Source organism: Mailhella massiliensis (genome assembly GCF_020741395.1).
Taxonomy (GTDB): domain Bacteria; phylum Desulfobacterota; class Desulfovibrionia; order Desulfovibrionales; family Desulfovibrionaceae; genus Mailhella; species Mailhella massiliensis_A.
In genome coordinates, this window is the sequence record NZ_DYZA01000164.1 from 1 (window position 1) to 14803 (window position 14803).

Annotated in this window: 13 protein-coding genes, 1 tRNA gene and 1 other RNA gene; 11 read left to right on the top strand and 4 right to left on the bottom strand. The window is 63.0% G+C overall.

The genetic code is table 11. The features are described from left to right. Positions 1 to 149 precede the first annotated feature (149 nt). Positions 150 to 503: a phage regulatory CII family protein gene (locus tag K8W16_RS08045; protein WP_304122634.1), complete on the top strand. Its 354-nt coding sequence runs from the start codon at positions 150 to 152 to the stop codon at positions 501 to 503. Positions 504 to 943: 440 nt separating this feature from the next. On the opposite strand, the gene ffs is transcribed toward K8W16_RS08045, so the two are convergent. Then, an RNA gene (ffs, locus tag K8W16_RS08050) (signal recognition particle sRNA small type) lies at positions 944 to 1039 on the bottom strand. A gap of 196 nt (positions 1040 to 1235) precedes the next feature. Between ffs and K8W16_RS08055 the strand changes: the two genes are divergently transcribed. Together K8W16_RS08055 and K8W16_RS08060 are read left to right on the top strand one after the other, a co-directional pair. Further along, positions 1236 to 1320, top strand: a tRNA-Leu gene (locus tag K8W16_RS08055). A gap of 467 nt (positions 1321 to 1787) precedes the next feature. Then, complete coding sequence (locus K8W16_RS08060) at positions 1788 to 2549, top strand: amidohydrolase family protein (RefSeq protein ID WP_304122635.1); 762 nt, start codon at positions 1788 to 1790, stop codon at positions 2547 to 2549. A gap of 458 nt (positions 2550 to 3007) precedes the next feature. On the opposite strand, the gene hemA is transcribed toward K8W16_RS08060, so the two are convergent. The 3 genes from hemA to K8W16_RS08075 are packed head-to-tail and all read right to left on the bottom strand — an operon-like array spanning position 3008 to position 5825. After that, a complete protein-coding gene (hemA, locus tag K8W16_RS08065) occupies positions 3008 to 4282 on the bottom strand; it encodes a glutamyl-tRNA reductase (protein WP_304122636.1) in 1275 nt (424 codons plus the stop codon). A gap of 36 nt (positions 4283 to 4318) precedes the next feature. After that, entirely contained in the window at positions 4319 to 5131 is an 813-nt protein-coding gene (ccsA, locus tag K8W16_RS08070) for a cytochrome c biogenesis protein CcsA (RefSeq protein WP_304122637.1), read from the bottom strand. Continuing rightward, positions 5118 to 5825 (bottom strand): bifunctional precorrin-2 dehydrogenase/sirohydrochlorin ferrochelatase, encoded by a 708-nt coding sequence (locus tag K8W16_RS08075; protein WP_304122638.1) that lies wholly within the window; start codon positions 5823 to 5825, stop codon positions 5118 to 5120. The genes ccsA and K8W16_RS08075 overlap by 14 nt, the downstream gene beginning before the upstream one ends. Before the next feature lie 652 nt (positions 5826 to 6477). Between K8W16_RS08075 and rpmE the strand changes: the two genes are divergently transcribed. From rpmE to K8W16_RS08115, 8 genes are all read left to right on the top strand, one after another. Next, on the top strand, positions 6478 to 6687 hold the full coding sequence (rpmE, locus tag K8W16_RS08080) for a 50S ribosomal protein L31 (protein ID WP_077073051.1): 210 nt from the start codon (positions 6478 to 6480) through the stop codon (positions 6685 to 6687). A 236-nt stretch (positions 6688 to 6923) separates the two neighbouring features. Further along, the gene (locus K8W16_RS08085; RefSeq protein WP_304122639.1) at positions 6924 to 7931 is read left to right on the top strand and encodes a DUF1385 domain-containing protein; all 1008 of its coding nucleotides are present in this window, start codon (positions 6924 to 6926) and stop codon (positions 7929 to 7931) included. Positions 7932 to 7933: 2 nt separating this feature from the next. Further along, positions 7934 to 9001, top strand: coding sequence for a peptide chain release factor 1 (prfA, locus tag K8W16_RS08090; protein ID WP_304122640.1), 1068 nt, complete (start codon positions 7934 to 7936; stop codon positions 8999 to 9001). A 65-nt stretch (positions 9002 to 9066) separates the two neighbouring features. Next, entirely contained in the window at positions 9067 to 9384 is a 318-nt protein-coding gene (gene clpS, locus K8W16_RS08095; RefSeq protein WP_304122641.1) for an ATP-dependent Clp protease adapter ClpS, read from the top strand. Positions 9385 to 9640: 256 nt separating this feature from the next. Then, entirely contained in the window at positions 9641 to 11899 is a 2259-nt protein-coding gene (clpA, locus tag K8W16_RS08100) for an ATP-dependent Clp protease ATP-binding subunit ClpA (protein ID WP_304122642.1), read from the top strand. 28 nt (positions 11900 to 11927) lie between these two features. Further along, entirely contained in the window at positions 11928 to 12572 is a 645-nt protein-coding gene (gene aat, locus K8W16_RS08105) for a leucyl/phenylalanyl-tRNA--protein transferase (protein ID WP_304122645.1), read from the top strand. Positions 12573 to 12784: 212 nt separating this feature from the next. Continuing rightward, positions 12785 to 13198: an OsmC family protein gene (locus K8W16_RS08110; protein WP_304122643.1), complete on the top strand. Its 414-nt coding sequence runs from the start codon at positions 12785 to 12787 to the stop codon at positions 13196 to 13198. Positions 13199 to 13533: 335 nt separating this feature from the next. Further along, positions 13534 to 14803, top strand: a 1270-nt coding sequence (locus tag K8W16_RS08115) for a sodium:alanine symporter family protein (protein WP_304122644.1), incomplete at its 3' end; no start/stop codon positions are given.

Below are 14803 nucleotides of genomic sequence, written 5' to 3' on the forward strand. Positions count from 1 at the left end.
TTTGGAATGTATTATTTTTTATTGTGTTTTTCTTGACGGAAAGTATCAAAAATGGAATACACTGAGACCAGTGTTTTTGTATCATTTCCTTACGAAAGTGAAAGAGGCACGGGAAAAAAATCGGTTTCAAGACAAGCAAGGAGGTTTTTATGGTATCTGAACTTTCTACACTGATTCATAATCTGGTTCTTGATAACCCGGTGCCTGCCAAAGATCTGGCAAAGGCCATAGGAAAGCCGTATTCCACGCTTCTGCGTGAAGTTAATCCCTACGATACGGGAGCAAAGCTGGGTGCGGAAACTTTGTTGCAGATCATGTTGCAGACGGGCAATACCAAGCCTCTGGAATACATGGCGGGCAAACTCGGTTACGCTCTGGTGTCCAGCCGTGCGGAAGCTTTGCATGTGACTCCCGGCGCGTTTCAGGCGCAGCCTGTCGGAACCCAGCTGGGGGCGCCCATGCTTGAAGCCGGGCAGAGCGGGGAAAGGGAGCGCAGGATCTGACGGGTAAAAGTATGTTCGCCCGCTCCGGAATTTTTCCCTCTGCCGGGTTCGCATGCACGTTTTTCTTTCTCCGCTGCGGGCGCGCGGCGGGAGAGAAGGTCCATACCCCGCCGGGGATGCCTTTTTCTGTTTTTTGCGGAAAGCCCGCCCGTGGGCGCCATGGGCAGGGCAAGGGCTGCTTCTGTCCGCAGTAAGCTCCGGGAGGGGGCGGAGAAGAGCCCGGATCTGTTTCAGCCCGATGCTTTCATAGAGGAAATGTCGTATCATGTCGCGTCGCATGGCGCGAGGGAGACGGGGGGTATGGCGGATGGAAAGAGCCGCCTTCGCCCCCCCGTCCTTTATCGTGCGCAGTGGCACGGGGGCGCATTTCACAGCGAGATGAGCGGAGGGGCGCTTTTTTCGTATTCTGGGGAAAAACAAAAGGGCGCAGAAGATCTGCGCCCTTTGGGGAACCGGACACCCGGCAACAACCGTTACCGTTGCTTCCTTTCGGACCTGGCGGGGTTGGCGGCGCGACCGCCGTCCGGTTCCCTGAATTCGTTGTCGGAAAGTCATAATATCCGGGCGGGGGAGGATTGTCAAGCATGGGGCGGCGCAGGGCTGTTCCGGCCTTCCGTAAGAAGTCCGGTCTCCGGGTTCTTAGGGCACGGTGCGGGGCCTTTGCAGAAAAAATAAAAAAGGGCGGAAAAAAAGCTTGCCAAAGCCCGGCCTTTTTTATAGAAGAACAGCTGTGCCCAGGTGGTGGAATTGGTAGACACACTATCTTGAGGTGGTAGCGCCGAATGGCGTGGGAGTTCGAGTCTCCCCCTGGGCACCAGTAAGCATGCAAGAGCCGCAGGCGCAAGTCTGCGGCTCTTTTGCTATCTGGCCTTGGAGCGGCATTTTCTCCGGCCGGGAGCATGGGAACCTTCCCCCGCCCGGCTTTGCTCTACGCGGAAAAAGGGCGCGTTCTCCGGGAATCTCCGGTCCGGGCTTTCACCGTTACGGCGTAGCGGGGCATTTTTCCGGCGCTGACGAGGAGGCGCCTCGCGCCGTTTCCTTCCGGGCATGTCTCGGCCCCTCCGTGGTTCCGGTTCGGGCCGTCTCTTTTTCCGGCCTTCCGGCACGCATGGGAGCCTTCATTTTGTCGAAAGTTTCGGCTTGATTGCGGCACTACAGTAAGGTATGGAATACGCTTGCTTTTTGTTTGTAAAAAGGGATAGTTCCCTTCCGCCCGGGCCATGCCCGGGCTTTTAAGCAACCTTGCGGCCGTACCTCGCCCGCCCTGTTCAAAGGAGTCATGTCATGGAAAAAGTTCTGCACGATTTTTTCTCTTTCCGCAAAATCGACGCCCATTCCCATATCGGTTCCTTCGGGAGTCCCTTCAATGTGGATTTCAATACGGAGCTTCTCGCCCGGCAGATGGACGAGTACAACATAGAAAAAACCATACTCTGCCCGGCGGGCGCGCATCTCAATGAGGAGCTGAACGCGGCATGGCACGCCATGCCGGAGCGTATCCTGCCGCTTTGCTGGGTCAATGCCAATCTGGGCGCGCAGGCTTATGACATGCTTGAGCATTACCTGCGCGATGAGGGCTTTGCCGGGGTGAAGATGCAGCCGCTTTTCGACGCCTTCACTGCTGATTCTCCCATGGTTGACCCCATTATGGATATAGCGCAGGCGTATGGAAAGCCGGTGTTCATCCACTGCGGGCATCCGCCCTTTTCCCTGCCCTGGCAGATAGGGCTGCTTGCCGAGCGCCACCCCGACGTGCCTACGGTGATGATACACATGGGGCACGGCCACGGCGTGTACATAGAAGGCAGCATCAACATGGCGAAAAAGTACGACAACCTTTTCCTTGAAGTGTCGGGCATGCCCATGGGCTGCCAGATTAAAAATGCGTATGAGACCGTGGGCGCGGAAAGGGTGATGTTCGGCATTGATTCGCCCTTCCATCACCCCAGCGTGGAAATACAGCGTGTTCTCTCCTGCGGCCTGCCCGACAAGGCGCTGGAGGAGGTGTTCTACACGAACGCCGCGAAGTTCATGGGCCTCATGTAGGGTGCAGGCGGGCGCTTTTTTGCCCGGGTACGCCCCGCACGGCCGGGCGGGGCAGAAAGCGCTTTTTTGCCCGAGGGCTGCGGGCGGAGGGGCGGAAGCTGAGAGGCAGGCCGTGTTTTGGGGCCGGAGCTTCCGTCTTTCCCGGCGCTGCAAAAGTCTCTGTTTTTGCGTCCGGGGCGGCATTGCAGACGCCCGCCGCAGGCCGGAAAGTCCCGGAAGCGCAGGGGGAGCGGCAAAAAGAGGGCGCAGGCCCCGTTTTCCTTCTGTTTCGTGGGGCTGTAAGCGGCGGCTTCGGCCGACGTGTGTTTTGCCTGCCGCCTTTCGGCAAAAAGAGCCCGTGGGCCGACGCCGCACGGGCTTTTCGTATCTTTGGGAGATTGCGTCCTGAAGGGGGGGGGAGCGCTCCAGCTCCGCAGGCAGATCTGTGGGTATGCCTTCGGCTTTTCGTTCCGGGTGCGTTATTTCAGATTGAAGACGCGGCGCACCGTATCCACGGCCTGCAAGGTGTATTCGGGGTTGTCCGCTTCATGGAAGCGGTCCTTCATGAAGGAAATAGGCTCGTGGTTGAAGCGCCGCACCAGGGAGCTTGCCATGATTTCCAGCGCTTCCCGCGTGTGCTCGTCCACAGGGCCCAAGCGGTGCAGGGTCTTGGCGAGCTCCTCTTCCATGATGCGCTGCCCCCGCTCCACCAGCGCCACGATGGTGGGCTGGAGCGTGAGCGATTCCATCCACTGATGGAAGGCAAGAGTCTCCTCGTCCACTATGGCGCGGGCGCGCACGGCTTCCTTGCGGCGTTCCGCGATGTGCTCTTCCACCACTTCCTTGAGGTCGTCGATATCGTAGAGGTACACGTTGTCCAGCGTGTTTACGGAAGGGGCTATGTCGCGCGGCATGGCGATATCGATGAGGAACATGGGGCGGTGCTTGCGTTTTTTCATCACGTCCTTCATGTCCTTCTCATGGATGATGGCGTCGGGCGCGCCGGTGGAGCTGATGACGATATCGGTGTCCACAAGGTGGGAGAAGAGCTGCTCGAAGGGCACGGCTTCGCCGCCGAGGCGGTGCGCCAGTTCTTCGGCCCGGGCGAAGGTGCGGTTGGAGACGCGGATGCGTTTCACCCCGGCCTGCCTGAGGTGCAGGGCGGCAAGTTCCGCCATTTCCCCCGCGCCGATGATGAGGGCGTTGTGGCTGCCCATGTCGTCGAAGATCTGCTTGGCCAGTTCCACGGCGGCATAGCTTATGGACACGGCGCTGGAGGCCACGCCCGTCTCCGAGCGCACCCTCTTGGCCACGGAAAAAGCCTTGTGCAGCAAGCGGTTGATGATGGTACCCGCGCTGTGGCTCTGGGTGGCCTTGCGGTAGGCGGCCTTGAGCTGGCCGAGGATCTGCGGCTCCCCGAGCACCAGCGAATCCAGGCTGGAGGCCACGTTGAAGAGGTGGCGTATGGCCTCGTCGTTCCTGTACTGGTAGAGGTAGGGCTCAAGCTCGTCCACGCTTTTCCCCCTTGCCTTCGCCCAGTATTCCAGGGCGCGGATGCGTGGCCTGTCCCCTTCGCCCACCACGAGCACTTCCACGCGGTTGCAGGTGGAAAGGATGAGTGATTCCCCGATATCTCCCCCGGTGGGAATGGCCCAGGTTTCGGGGGAGCAGAAGTTGGTGAGCGCGAACTTCTCGCGCACCTCCACGGCGGCCGTGCGGTGATTGATGCCGATAAGGTGAATGGTGCTGTTCATGGCGTTCCTGGTGAAAAGGCTGGTTGGGGGCGGCCGCTAGAAGCCGTGTTGCGTGGGGAAGACGGTGTTCACCACGAACATGGAGAACAGCGAGGCGGAGAAGATGACAAGGGCCAGTATGGCGGGCTTGCGCCCGCGCCAGCCGAGGGCCTGGCGCTGATGGAAGAGCAGGGCGTACACGGCGAGGATGATGAGGGAGACCCATTCCTTCATGTCGCCGCTGACGAAGCTTCCCCAGCTGATGCGCGCCCAGAGGAAGCCGCAGAGGACACCGAGGCTGTAGCAGGGAAAGCCGATGAGCGTGGCCATGGCGTTCACTCTGTCGAGTGCGCCCAGGGCGGGCAGGTCTTTGCGGAAGCCTTCCAGAGGCATTTTTTTCTTGATTGCGCCCTCCTGCCAGAGAAAGAGTGCTCCCGCCCCGGCGGCCACGGCCATGACGCCCACGCCCACGAATATGGCGGCAAGGTGCAGCACGAAAAGCGGCCCGGCCATGGGCATGGCGCCCGGCGTGGAGGAAAAGCCCAGCGCGCACGCGCAGAGGAAGAAGGCCCACGGTGCGGCGAAATACAGGGCTATATCCATGTGCTGGCGGCGGGCCATGAAGAGCCCGGCAAGCACCAGGAACCACGAGAGCGGCAGAAGGTAGAAGCCGCGCGATACGGCGCTGAAGGCCCCGGAGGCGAGCGCGGCGACAAGCCAGAGGCTGTGGGCGGCAAAGCCTGCGGCGCAGAGCAGGCAGGAGAGCCTTTTCACCCGCATCGAGCGACCGAGCACCCCGGCGAGGGCGGCCACGGTGGCAGGCGCGTACAGCGCGAGGCTGAGGTAGGAGAAGATATCAGTCCAGTCCATGGAAGAACTCCTTGGCGGAAAAGGAAAGGGCGGGGGGCAGATGCGGGGCGAGCATTGCGTCGACGGCGGCATGGTCGGCGCGGGAAAGCGCGTCCATGAGCTGACCGCGCAGGGGCTGAGCGCAGAGTGTGCGGAAGATTTCCGCATCCGCATCGCTGCCGAGGTTCAGGGCGAGCAGTTTCGGGCGCAGGGCCTTCAAAAGCAGGGCAAGGGAAGCATAGCCGCCCTGTATCCACCGCGCGAGGTCTTCCTTCAGGGCGCGGGCCAGGGCGGGGCTGCATCCCCCGGTGGAAAGGGCCAGGGTAAGGGGCCCCTCCTCGACATGCGCAGGTACGAGAAAGTTGCCGCCCGCCCCTTCTTCCAGCGGCCCCGCCACGTTGCAGAGTATGCCCAGGGAGCGGCACAGGCCGGCCACGGCGGAATTCACGGCCGCCGAAGGCGTGGCTGCGAATACCAGGGTCTTATGCTCCGCGTCCTGCGGCCGGAAGGCCCGCCTTTCCCAAGAAAGGGCCTCGCAGGGCAGGCCGGATACGGCCTTCTCCAGCGCCTTTTCGTCAAGCGCCGGGTCGAGGACGAGCACGCTTTGGGGGCGGCATGCCAGAAGGGAGGCGATTTTGCGCCGCCCCACGGGCCCGGCCCCCACTACCAGGCAGCGGGCGTCGGCAAGGTCGAGAAAAAGGGGATAGTAACGCATGGGCAATGGTATAGCCTTTACCCGCCTTCCCGTCCAGTGACGAGGCCGCATTTTTATCAGGGCGCTTTTCCATGCGGCAGGGCGGGCTGCGCCCCCCTCTCCGGCAGGTGGCCGGAGGCCGGGGATGCCCGCCCTGAAGCGCCCGGGGCTCGCTGGCGGCTGCTTGTCGCCTGTCGACGGGATTCCTGAAACATGCGGAGGAGCGGCCCGATGCGTGCGCCCGTCCGGCGCAGGCTGTTTTTCACGGCCGCTTCCCCCCGCGGGGAGCTTTTGACGCGAGGAATTGGCCGCGCAGGTATGAGGAACGCGGCTCCCCTGCGTGCGGGGAGCTTTCGGGTTCCCGGCCGCTTTTCCTGCTTTTGTCCCTCCCCTGCGCGTGGGGTATTTTTCTCCATTCAATATTGGCGCTACCCGGCCCTCTTTGCAGGGGAGCTTTCCGGCGCAGCACCCGGGGCGGGCCCCTTTCTGCCCCTCTGCGGCTCCCTTACCGAGGTGGGAGTGAGGAAAACACTGGACGGGAGGCGAAAAAAGAAGTAGGGTTCTCCGACTTGAATCTCAACGCTGCGGTAAATCGGGCGACTAGGCGACTGTCCGCCTACCAAGGTGGGTATGGGCGAACCCGTGGGTCCGCAAATCATCTGAGGAGTGTACCATGAAAGAAGGCATCCATCCCAAAGTGTACAAGGCCAAGCTTGTCTGCGCCTGCGGCAACGTCGTGGAAGTTCTCTCCACCAAGGGCGAAACTGTGCACGTCGAAATCTGCTCCGCCTGCCATCCGTTCTTCACCGGCAAGCAGCGCTTCGTCGACACCGCCGGCCGTATCGACCGCTTCCGTAAGAAGTACGCCAAATTCGCCAAGTAACGCTGGTTCCGGCGTGTTCTGAGCCGGGAACGAGCGGAACCTCCCCAGGCTTTCCTGGGGAGGTTTTTGAGTTTGGGCCCCGGTTCTTGTGCCGGAGCCTTCCCCGCAGGCGCGTGGGGTGCTTCGCCCTTTTGTCCGGGCGCGGCGCAATCCTCCGGGCCTGCTGCGGACGGAAGCGCGCCGGAGGCGCCTTTCTCCGCCTGTATTACGGAGTCCGGCAAAGTTCAGGAAAAAGCATGAAGCTCAGGTTTTCTTTTCTCCGCCTCCTTGCGCTTGCGGGTGAAAGCTGCGCCCTGCCCCTGGTGGGCGGGCAGGCCGTCATGGAAGGCGTGCTCATGCGCAACGGCGCCTCCTGCGCGCTCGCGGTGCGCCGCCCTTCGGGCACGATTGCCGTGGAAAGCCGCCTCTGGCGGAGCGTGGGGCCGAAGGGGCTGCGCGCCGTGCGTTTCCTGCGCGGCTTTCCCGTGCTGGTGGAAAGCCTTGCCAACGGCATCCGGGCCCTGAACCGCTCGGCCGACCTTTCCGGCGACGAGGATTCCGGCCCCATGACGCGCGGCGAGGTAGCCCTTACGCTTCTCATGGCCTTCGGCGCCGCCGTAGCGCTTTTTGTGGCCGCACCGCATCTTCTGGCGCTTTTCATGCAATATCTCGGCCTTTCCGGCGGCATGCAGGGCTTTTCCTTCCATATATGGGACGGGATTTTCAAGTTCCTCATGTTCATAGGCTATATTGCGGCCATATCCTTCCTGCCCGAGATACGGCGCGTGTTCCAGTACCACGGGGCAGAGCACAAGACCATACACGCTTTTGAGAAGGGCGGCATGGTCACGGTGGAGACGGCGAGGCGGGGCAGCCGCCTGCATCCGCGCTGCGGTACCACCTTTCTGCTTTTCGTGCTCTGCGTGTCCATAGTGCTGCATGCGGTGCTGGTTCCCCTGCTGCTCATGGTGTGGGAGCCTTCCTCTGCGATGCTGCGCCATGCGGGCATCGTCCTTTTTAAAATACTGCTCATCCTGCCGGTGAGCGCTCTCGCCTATGAGCTTATCCGCTACGCGGCTGCCCTGGAAGACGGCTTCTGGGGCCGCCTGCTGCGCGCCCCGGGCTTTTTCCTGCAGCTGCTCACCACGCGGGAACCCGACGACAGGCAGCTTGAGGTGGCCGTCGCCGCGCTCAGGGAAGCTCTCGGGCCGGAAAGCCCCTTTGCCGGCCGTTTTGAATCCCCCGATCCTACCGTGATGGAGTGACTATGTTTGCGAAACTGGAAAATCTGGAAAAACGCTATGAAGAGCTGGAGCAGACGCTTGCCGACCCTGCCGTGCTGTCCGACCCGGAGCAGTACCGTAAGACGGCCAAGGCCCGCGCCGACGTGGAACCTGTGGTTCTTGCCTTTCGCGAGTACCGCGACCTCCAGAAACAGCTTGAGGAAAACAAGGAACTTCTGAACGACGAGGATCATGATATCCGCGACATGGCGCAGGAGGAGATTCGCCGCATCGAAAAGGAACTGCCCGAGCGCGAGCATAAGCTGCGTCTCATGCTGCTTCCTCCCGACCCGCTGGATGAGAAGAATACCGTGCTGGAAGTGCGCGCGGGCACGGGCGGCGACGAGGCGGCGCTTTTTGCGGCCGACCTTTTCCACATGTACTGCCGCTATGCCGAGCTTCAGCACTGGAAGGTGGAAATCATCTCCGAAATGCCCACAGATGCGGGCGGCTACAAGGAAGTCATAGCCCTGGTTTCGGGCAAGCGCGTTTACAGCCGCCTGCGCTATGAATCCGGTACGCACCGCGTGCAGCGCGTACCGGCCACGGAATCGCAGGGCCGTATCCACACTTCCGCCGCCACCGTGGCCGTCATGCCCGAGGCCGAGGAAGTGGACGTCAACCTCCGCCCCGAAGATCTGCGCATCGACGTGTACCGCGCCTCCGGCGCGGGCGGCCAGCACGTCAACAAGACGGAATCGGCCGTGCGCATCACGCATATCCCCACGGGCATCGTGGTCACCTGCGAGGACGAGCGTTCCCAGCACAAGAACAAGGCCCGCGCCATGAAGGTGCTCGCCTCGCGCATCCTTCAGGCGGAACAGGAAAAGCAGCACGCCTCCGAAGCGGCGGAGCGCCGCTCCCAGGTGGGGTCCGGCGACCGTTCCGAGCGCATCCGCACCTACAATTTCCCTCAGGGCCGCGTGACGGATCACCGCATCAACCTCACCATGTACTCTCTCGACCGTTTCATGGAAGGGGAAATCGAAGATATGGTGGAGGCTCTCGCCTCCCAGGCCCAGGCCGACGCCCTGAAGGCCGAAGTGGAGTAAGCCCTCAAGGCCCGGCGGCCGATAAACCGTTGTCTTGCGCATACCGCGCAAAAGAGGAGCAAGGCATGAGTCAGGAGTACGAAGGCGCGCCCGGCGAGGAGTCGGGCGTCACGCTGGAGGAAGAGCTGAAGGAACCGTCCATGTACCGCGTTCTTCTGCATAACGACGACTACACCACCATGGATTTCGTGGTGAACATCCTTCAGGACGTGTTCCATAAGTCGCAGCAGGAGGCCGTGGCTATCATGATGTCCGTGCACGAGAAGGGCACGGGCGTGTGCGGCGTGTATCCGAAGGAAATCGCCGAGTTCCGGGTGAACCAGGTGACGGGCCGCGCGAAGATTGCGGGGTTCCCCCTGCGCTGCACCATGGAAAAGGAATAGGCGGGGAGCCTGCTTCCCGCATGCCGTCCCGGTTCCGCATCCCGCGGGGCCGGGGCTTCTTTTCTCATGCGGCCGGGCTCCGGGCCCGGAATCCGTCTGCGGGGAGGCCCCTTCTTCTGCAGGCGCGGCCGCCGTTTTTTCCCGCCTTCCCGCAGGAAGTCCCTTTTCCCGCCCGGCCCCGGGAGGCGTATCTTGCAATCTCCCTGCCGGGCAGGTACAATGGGGAAATGGTTTCAGAAAAAAGGGGTATTCCGCGATGATGGCACGCTCTCTGATGCAGGCTCTGGCTCTGGCCGTGATGGAAATGCGGTCGCGCCGCCATGAATGTCTGACGGTGGAACATCTGCTGCTTGCCATGACGCGCGAGCAGATGGGCCGCGTCATACTCAAGGGCTGCGGGGCGGACATACCGGAGCTCAGGCATCAGCTGGAAGAATATCTTTCGCGCTATCTGCCCGCCACGGGGCCGGAACCCTCCGCGGAAAGCGAAGTGCTGCAGACCGAGGCCCTGGAAAGGGTGCTGGAGAGGGCGGTCGCCCATGTGCAGTCTTCCGGCCGGCGCGATGCCGACATAGGCGACGTCCTGGCCGCCATGTTCGAGGAGGAAGACAGCTGGGCGGCCTTCTACCTGCGCAGGCAGGGGGTGGACAGGCTGCGCGTGCTGGAGTTCGTCTCCCACGAGCTGCCGGAAATCCTGCGCCAGGCCGCGCGCCGCCGCACGCAGGAGGGTGCGGAGCGCCAGGAGGAAGCACCCCAGGCTTCCGCGCTGGAGCGCTACGCCGTGGACCTTGTGGAAAAGGCGAAGCAGGGCCGCATCGACCCTCTGGTGGGGCGCGGGGCCGAGGTGGCGAGGCTTCTGGAGATCCTTTCCCGCCGCCGCAAGAACAATCCGCTGCTTGTGGGCGAGCCGGGCACGGGCAAAACGGCCATAGCCGAGGGCCTGGCCTGGAAGATTGCGCAGGGCGAGGTGCCGCGCTCCTTCCGCTCCATAGCCATGTACGCGCTGGATCTGGGCTCCCTGCTGGCCGGTTCCAAGTACCGCGGCGATTTCGAGGCGCGCATCAAGGATGTGGTGGGCGAGCTCCGGCAGAAGCCCGGGGCCATTCTTTTCATCGACGAGATCCATACCATCGTGGGGGCCGGGGCCACGAGCGGCGGTTCCATGGACGCCTCGAACCTGCTCAAGCCCGTGCTGGCCGCCGGGGAACTGCGCTGCATAGGTTCCACCACCCATGAGGAATACCGCAACCATTTTGAGAAGGACCGCGCCCTGAGCCGCCGCTTCCAGTGTGTGGACGTGCGCGAGCCCTCCGAGGCGGACTGCCTCGACATACTGCGCGGCCTTCAGCCGCACTACGAGAAATTTCACGGGGTGAAGTATTCCAAAGGGGCCGTGCAGGCCGCGGTGGAGCTTTCCGCCCGTCATATTCAGGACAGGCTCCTGCCCGACAAGGCTATCGACGTCATGGACGAAGCCGGGGCTGCCGCAGGCCTCAAGCCCGGTTTCCGCCGGGGCGCGGCGGTTTCCGTGCAGGATATCGAGCGGGTGGTGGCGCGCATGGCGGGCATCCCCGCCCGCAGCGTGAGCCGGGGCGAGAAGGAGAGGTTGCAGACCCTCCGGGAAGACCTGCTTTCCCGCGTGTTCGGGCAGGATCAGGCCGTGGATGCCATTGTGCGGGCCATACTGCGTTCCCGCGCGGGGCTGAGCCGGGAGAACCGCCCGGCGGCTTCCTTCCTCTTCCACGGGCCCACAGGCGTGGGCAAGACGGAGCTGGCAAAAGCGCTTGCCGAGCTTCTCGACGTCGCCTTCGTACGCTTCGACATGAGCGAATACATGGAAAAGCATGCCGTGGCGCGGCTCATCGGTTCGCCTCCCGGCTATGTGGGCTTCGAGCAGGGCGGCCTGCTCACCGAGGCCATACGCAAGACGCCCCACGCCGTTCTTCTGCTCGACGAGGTGGAAAAGGCTCACCCCGACGTGTACAACGTGCTTCTGCAGGTCATGGATTACGCCACCCTTACGGACAATACCGGCCGCAAGGCGGATTTCCGCAATGTGGTGCTCATCATGACTACCAACGCGGGCGCGAGGGAAATGGAACAGTCGCCGGTAGGCTTCTGGTCCACGAGCCGCGCGTCGGACCGCAGCGCCGGGGCCGTGGAGCAGACCTTCAGCCCGGAATTCCGCAACAGGCTGGACGCCATAGTGCCTTTCCGGAGCCTGAGCTTCGAGCTCATGGGCCGCATTGTTGACAAGAGCGTGGCGGCGCTTGCCCCGGGCCTTGCCGCACGCCGTGTTTCCCTTTCCCTGGCCGAGTCCGCAAGGGACTGGCTCGCGCGCAGGGGCTTCGACCCGCGCATGGGCGCGCGCCCGCTTCAGCGCGTGATCCGCGCCGAGCTGGAAGACAGGCTGGCCGAGCTTCTGCTTTTCGGCAGCCTGGAAAAGGGCGGCAAGGTGCGCGTGGAGGCGGAAAGCCCCGAGGCCGGGCGCCTGACGTTCACAGTGAGCAGGTAGTTTTCCTATGGCGGCCCCTCTTGCGTGGATGCCCGAAGGCGGGCCGTTATGGTTCCCCCCGGCGGAACGCGCCCTGGAGGGCGGGCTGCTCATGGCCGGGGGCGACCTTTCCCCCGAAAGGCTGCTTTATGCCTACGCGCGCGGCATTTTTCCCTGGTATGAGGAAGATTCCCCCATACTCTGGTGGTCGCCGGATCCGCGCTGCGTGCTTTTTCCCGAAAGGCTGCATGTGGGCGCGAGCCTGCGCCGTGTGCTGAAAAGCGGGCGCTTTTCCTTCAGTGTGGACGCCGCCTTTTCCCGTGTCATACGCGCCTGCGCCTTCACCCCGCGCCCGGGGCAGGGCGGAACCTGGCTTGTGCCCGCCATGGTGGAGGCCTACGAGCGCCTGCACGCCCTCGGCTACGCCCATTCCGTGGAGGTGTGGGAGGAGGGGGAGCTTGCCGGGGGGCTGTACGGCGTGCTGCGGGGCCGGGCTTTTTTCGGGGAATCCATGTTCCACCTGCGGCCGGACGCTTCCAAGGCCGCCGTGGTGCATCTCATCTCCTGGCTCAGGGAGCAGGAGGTGGCTGTGGTGGACTGCCAGCAGACCACGCCGCACATGCTGCGCTTCGGCGCGGAGGAGATTCCCCGCCGCGAATTTCTCTCCCTTCTGCGCAGGCTCTGCCCCCGCTGAGGATATTTCGGCAGGGGCGGAACAGGGCCTGTATGCGGGCGTTTTCCCTGCGGGGCGGGGAGTGCCTGCGGCGCACGGGCGGAAAAGGGATCCGGGCTTTTTCCGGGAGGCTGGCCGGCCTTTTCCCGAGCGTTTTCCGGGAGATTTTTGTGCAACAGGCGGTATTTTCCTGAGCAAAATACAGCGACAGACCACGTTGAAGGAGATTCTCCATGAGCGATATCGTCACGTTTGAGCATAACCCCCGGGGATTCAGCATCAATTTCGGGCATCCTCTTCTGGGGGATATGCATGCCGATTTCTCCGCCGTTCCACCGGAAAAGAGGCAGGGCACGGCCCGCGCCCTGCTGGTCGCCGCCGCGCTGGATTGCTTCTGCGGCACCTTGAACGCGGCCCTGCTCGCCCGCGACGTGCAGTACCGCAGCATCAGGGGTACGGGCCGCGCGGAAAAAGTGCAGCGCGACGGCGTCTCCTTTGTCACCCGCATTGAGATCGACGTGCAGGTGGAGGCGGACGAAGCCGACCGCGAGACGCTGGAGCACTGTCTTGCCGTTGTGAAGGGCTGCATGATCACCCGCTCCCTCATGGAGGGCATGGAAGTGGACATTCACGCCTGCTGCGCCTGAGGTTTCGGGAGGGCTGCGCCTTCGTGCCGCCTCTTCCCTTGCTCCGCGCGTTTTAATGTATGGGGCAGAGCTTTTTTGCCTCCGTGCGGCGGGAGGCGTCTTCTGCGTTTGTTCCGGTAAATTGCCGTGAAGGCGTATGCCATGAGGAAAGGGTCTCCGCCGTATCTTGCGGCTGGGACTTTTTTTTGAGAGGTGCAGGTTGTGCCCTGCAGGAAGGCGCCGAGCCTCTGCAAGCCGGCAGGCGGCGCTTGTGGATTTTCGTCTTTGCCTTGCCGTTTGCCGTGTTATGCGATATTATGGGGAATTATTGCTTTTGTACATGAAGGTATCGCATCATGGAATGGCTCACGCACATCAACAATTTCGTCTGGGGCCCGTGCATGCTGGTGCTTCTTTTCGGCACCGGCCTGTATCTCACCATAGGGCTCCGCTTTTTCACCATACGCAATTTTGCGCGGGGCATGCGTCATGCCTGGGCCGGTCGCGGGCAGGATGCCGGGCATGGGGAGATTTCTCCCTTCAACGCGCTCATGACGGCCCTGGCCGGGGACATAGGCACGGGCAACATCGTGGGCGTGGCTACGGCTATTTATATGGGCGGCCCCGGGGCTTTGTTCTGGATGTGGATGACGGCCCTTGTGGGCATGGCCACCAAGTTCAGCGAGGTACTGCTCGCCGTGCATTTTCGCGAGCGCACCCCGGCGGGCAACTGGGTGGGCGGGGCCATGTTCTTTATTAAGAACGGCCTGGGCCGACGCTGGATGTGGCTCGGCAGCGCCTTTGCGCTCTTCGGCATCGTGGCCTGCATAGGCACGGGGGCCATGGTGCAGAGCAATGCCATAGGCGGCGTGCTCGACAAGGGCTTCGGGGTGTCCCCCCGGCTTTCCGCCGCGGTACTTCTTGTGCTTTCGGGCATGGTGCTGCTCGGCGGGGTGAAGCGCATCGCCGCCGTGGCCGGGAAAGTCGTGCCCGCCATGGCGCTGTGTTATGCGGGCATGTCGCTGGTAGTCATAGCCATGCACCTGGGCGAGGTGCCCGGCATTTTCGCCATGGTGATTCGCGAGGCATTCACGCCCACGGCGGCCCAGGGCGGCGCGGCGGGCGCTTCCGTCATGATGGCCATACGCATGGGTATGGCGCGGGGCATATTCTCCAACGAGGCCGGGCTCGGCACCGCGCCCATGGCCCACGCCGCCGCCTCCACCCGTTCGCCCATGACGCAGGCCACCATAGGCATGCTCGATACCTTCATCGACACTATTGTAGTGTGCAGCCTCACGGCCTTCGCCCTTCTGCTCACCGGCGAGTGGTGCAACGGGGAGGAAGGAGCGGCCGTGACTTCCGCTGCCTTTGAAAGCGTGCTGCCCGGCGTGGGCGGCCTGGTGGTGGCGCTGTGCCTTTCCCTTTTCGCTTTCACCACGGCCATGAGCTGGTGCGTGTACGGGGAGCGCTGCGCTATTTACTTCTTCGGCGACAGGGCGCAGATTCCTTTCCGCGTGGTGTACTGCCTCGCCATTCCTGTGGGGGTGCTCATCAAGCTCGACCTTGTCTGGCTTCTGGCCGATACCTGCAACGCCCTCATGGCCATTCCCAACCTCATCGCCA

Bases quoted from the DNA above. Each gene is read 5' to 3' on its own strand.
- K8W16_RS08045 (WP_304122634.1), top strand. From the start codon at position 150: ATGGTATCTGAACTTTCTACACTGATTCATAATCTGGTTCTTGATAAC.
- K8W16_RS08060 (WP_304122635.1), top strand. From the start codon at position 1,788: ATGGAAAAAGTTCTGCACGATTTTTTCTCTTTCCGCAAAATCGACGCC.
- hemA (WP_304122636.1), bottom strand. From the start codon at position 4,282: ATGAACAGCACCATTCACCTTATCGGCATCAATCACCGCACGGCCGCC.
- ccsA (WP_304122637.1), bottom strand. From the start codon at position 5,131: ATGGACTGGACTGATATCTTCTCCTACCTCAGCCTCGCGCTGTACGCG.
- K8W16_RS08075 (WP_304122638.1), bottom strand. From the start codon at position 5,825: ATGCGTTACTATCCCCTTTTTCTCGACCTTGCCGACGCCCGCTGCCTG.
- rpmE (WP_077073051.1), top strand. From the start codon at position 6,478: ATGAAAGAAGGCATCCATCCCAAAGTGTACAAGGCCAAGCTTGTCTGC.
- K8W16_RS08085 (WP_304122639.1), top strand. From the start codon at position 6,924: ATGAAGCTCAGGTTTTCTTTTCTCCGCCTCCTTGCGCTTGCGGGTGAA.
- prfA (WP_304122640.1), top strand. From the start codon at position 7,934: ATGTTTGCGAAACTGGAAAATCTGGAAAAACGCTATGAAGAGCTGGAG.
- clpS (WP_304122641.1), top strand. From the start codon at position 9,067: ATGAGTCAGGAGTACGAAGGCGCGCCCGGCGAGGAGTCGGGCGTCACG.
- clpA (WP_304122642.1), top strand. From the start codon at position 9,641: ATGATGGCACGCTCTCTGATGCAGGCTCTGGCTCTGGCCGTGATGGAA.
- aat (WP_304122645.1), top strand. From the start codon at position 11,928: ATGCCCGAAGGCGGGCCGTTATGGTTCCCCCCGGCGGAACGCGCCCTG.
- K8W16_RS08110 (WP_304122643.1), top strand. From the start codon at position 12,785: ATGAGCGATATCGTCACGTTTGAGCATAACCCCCGGGGATTCAGCATC.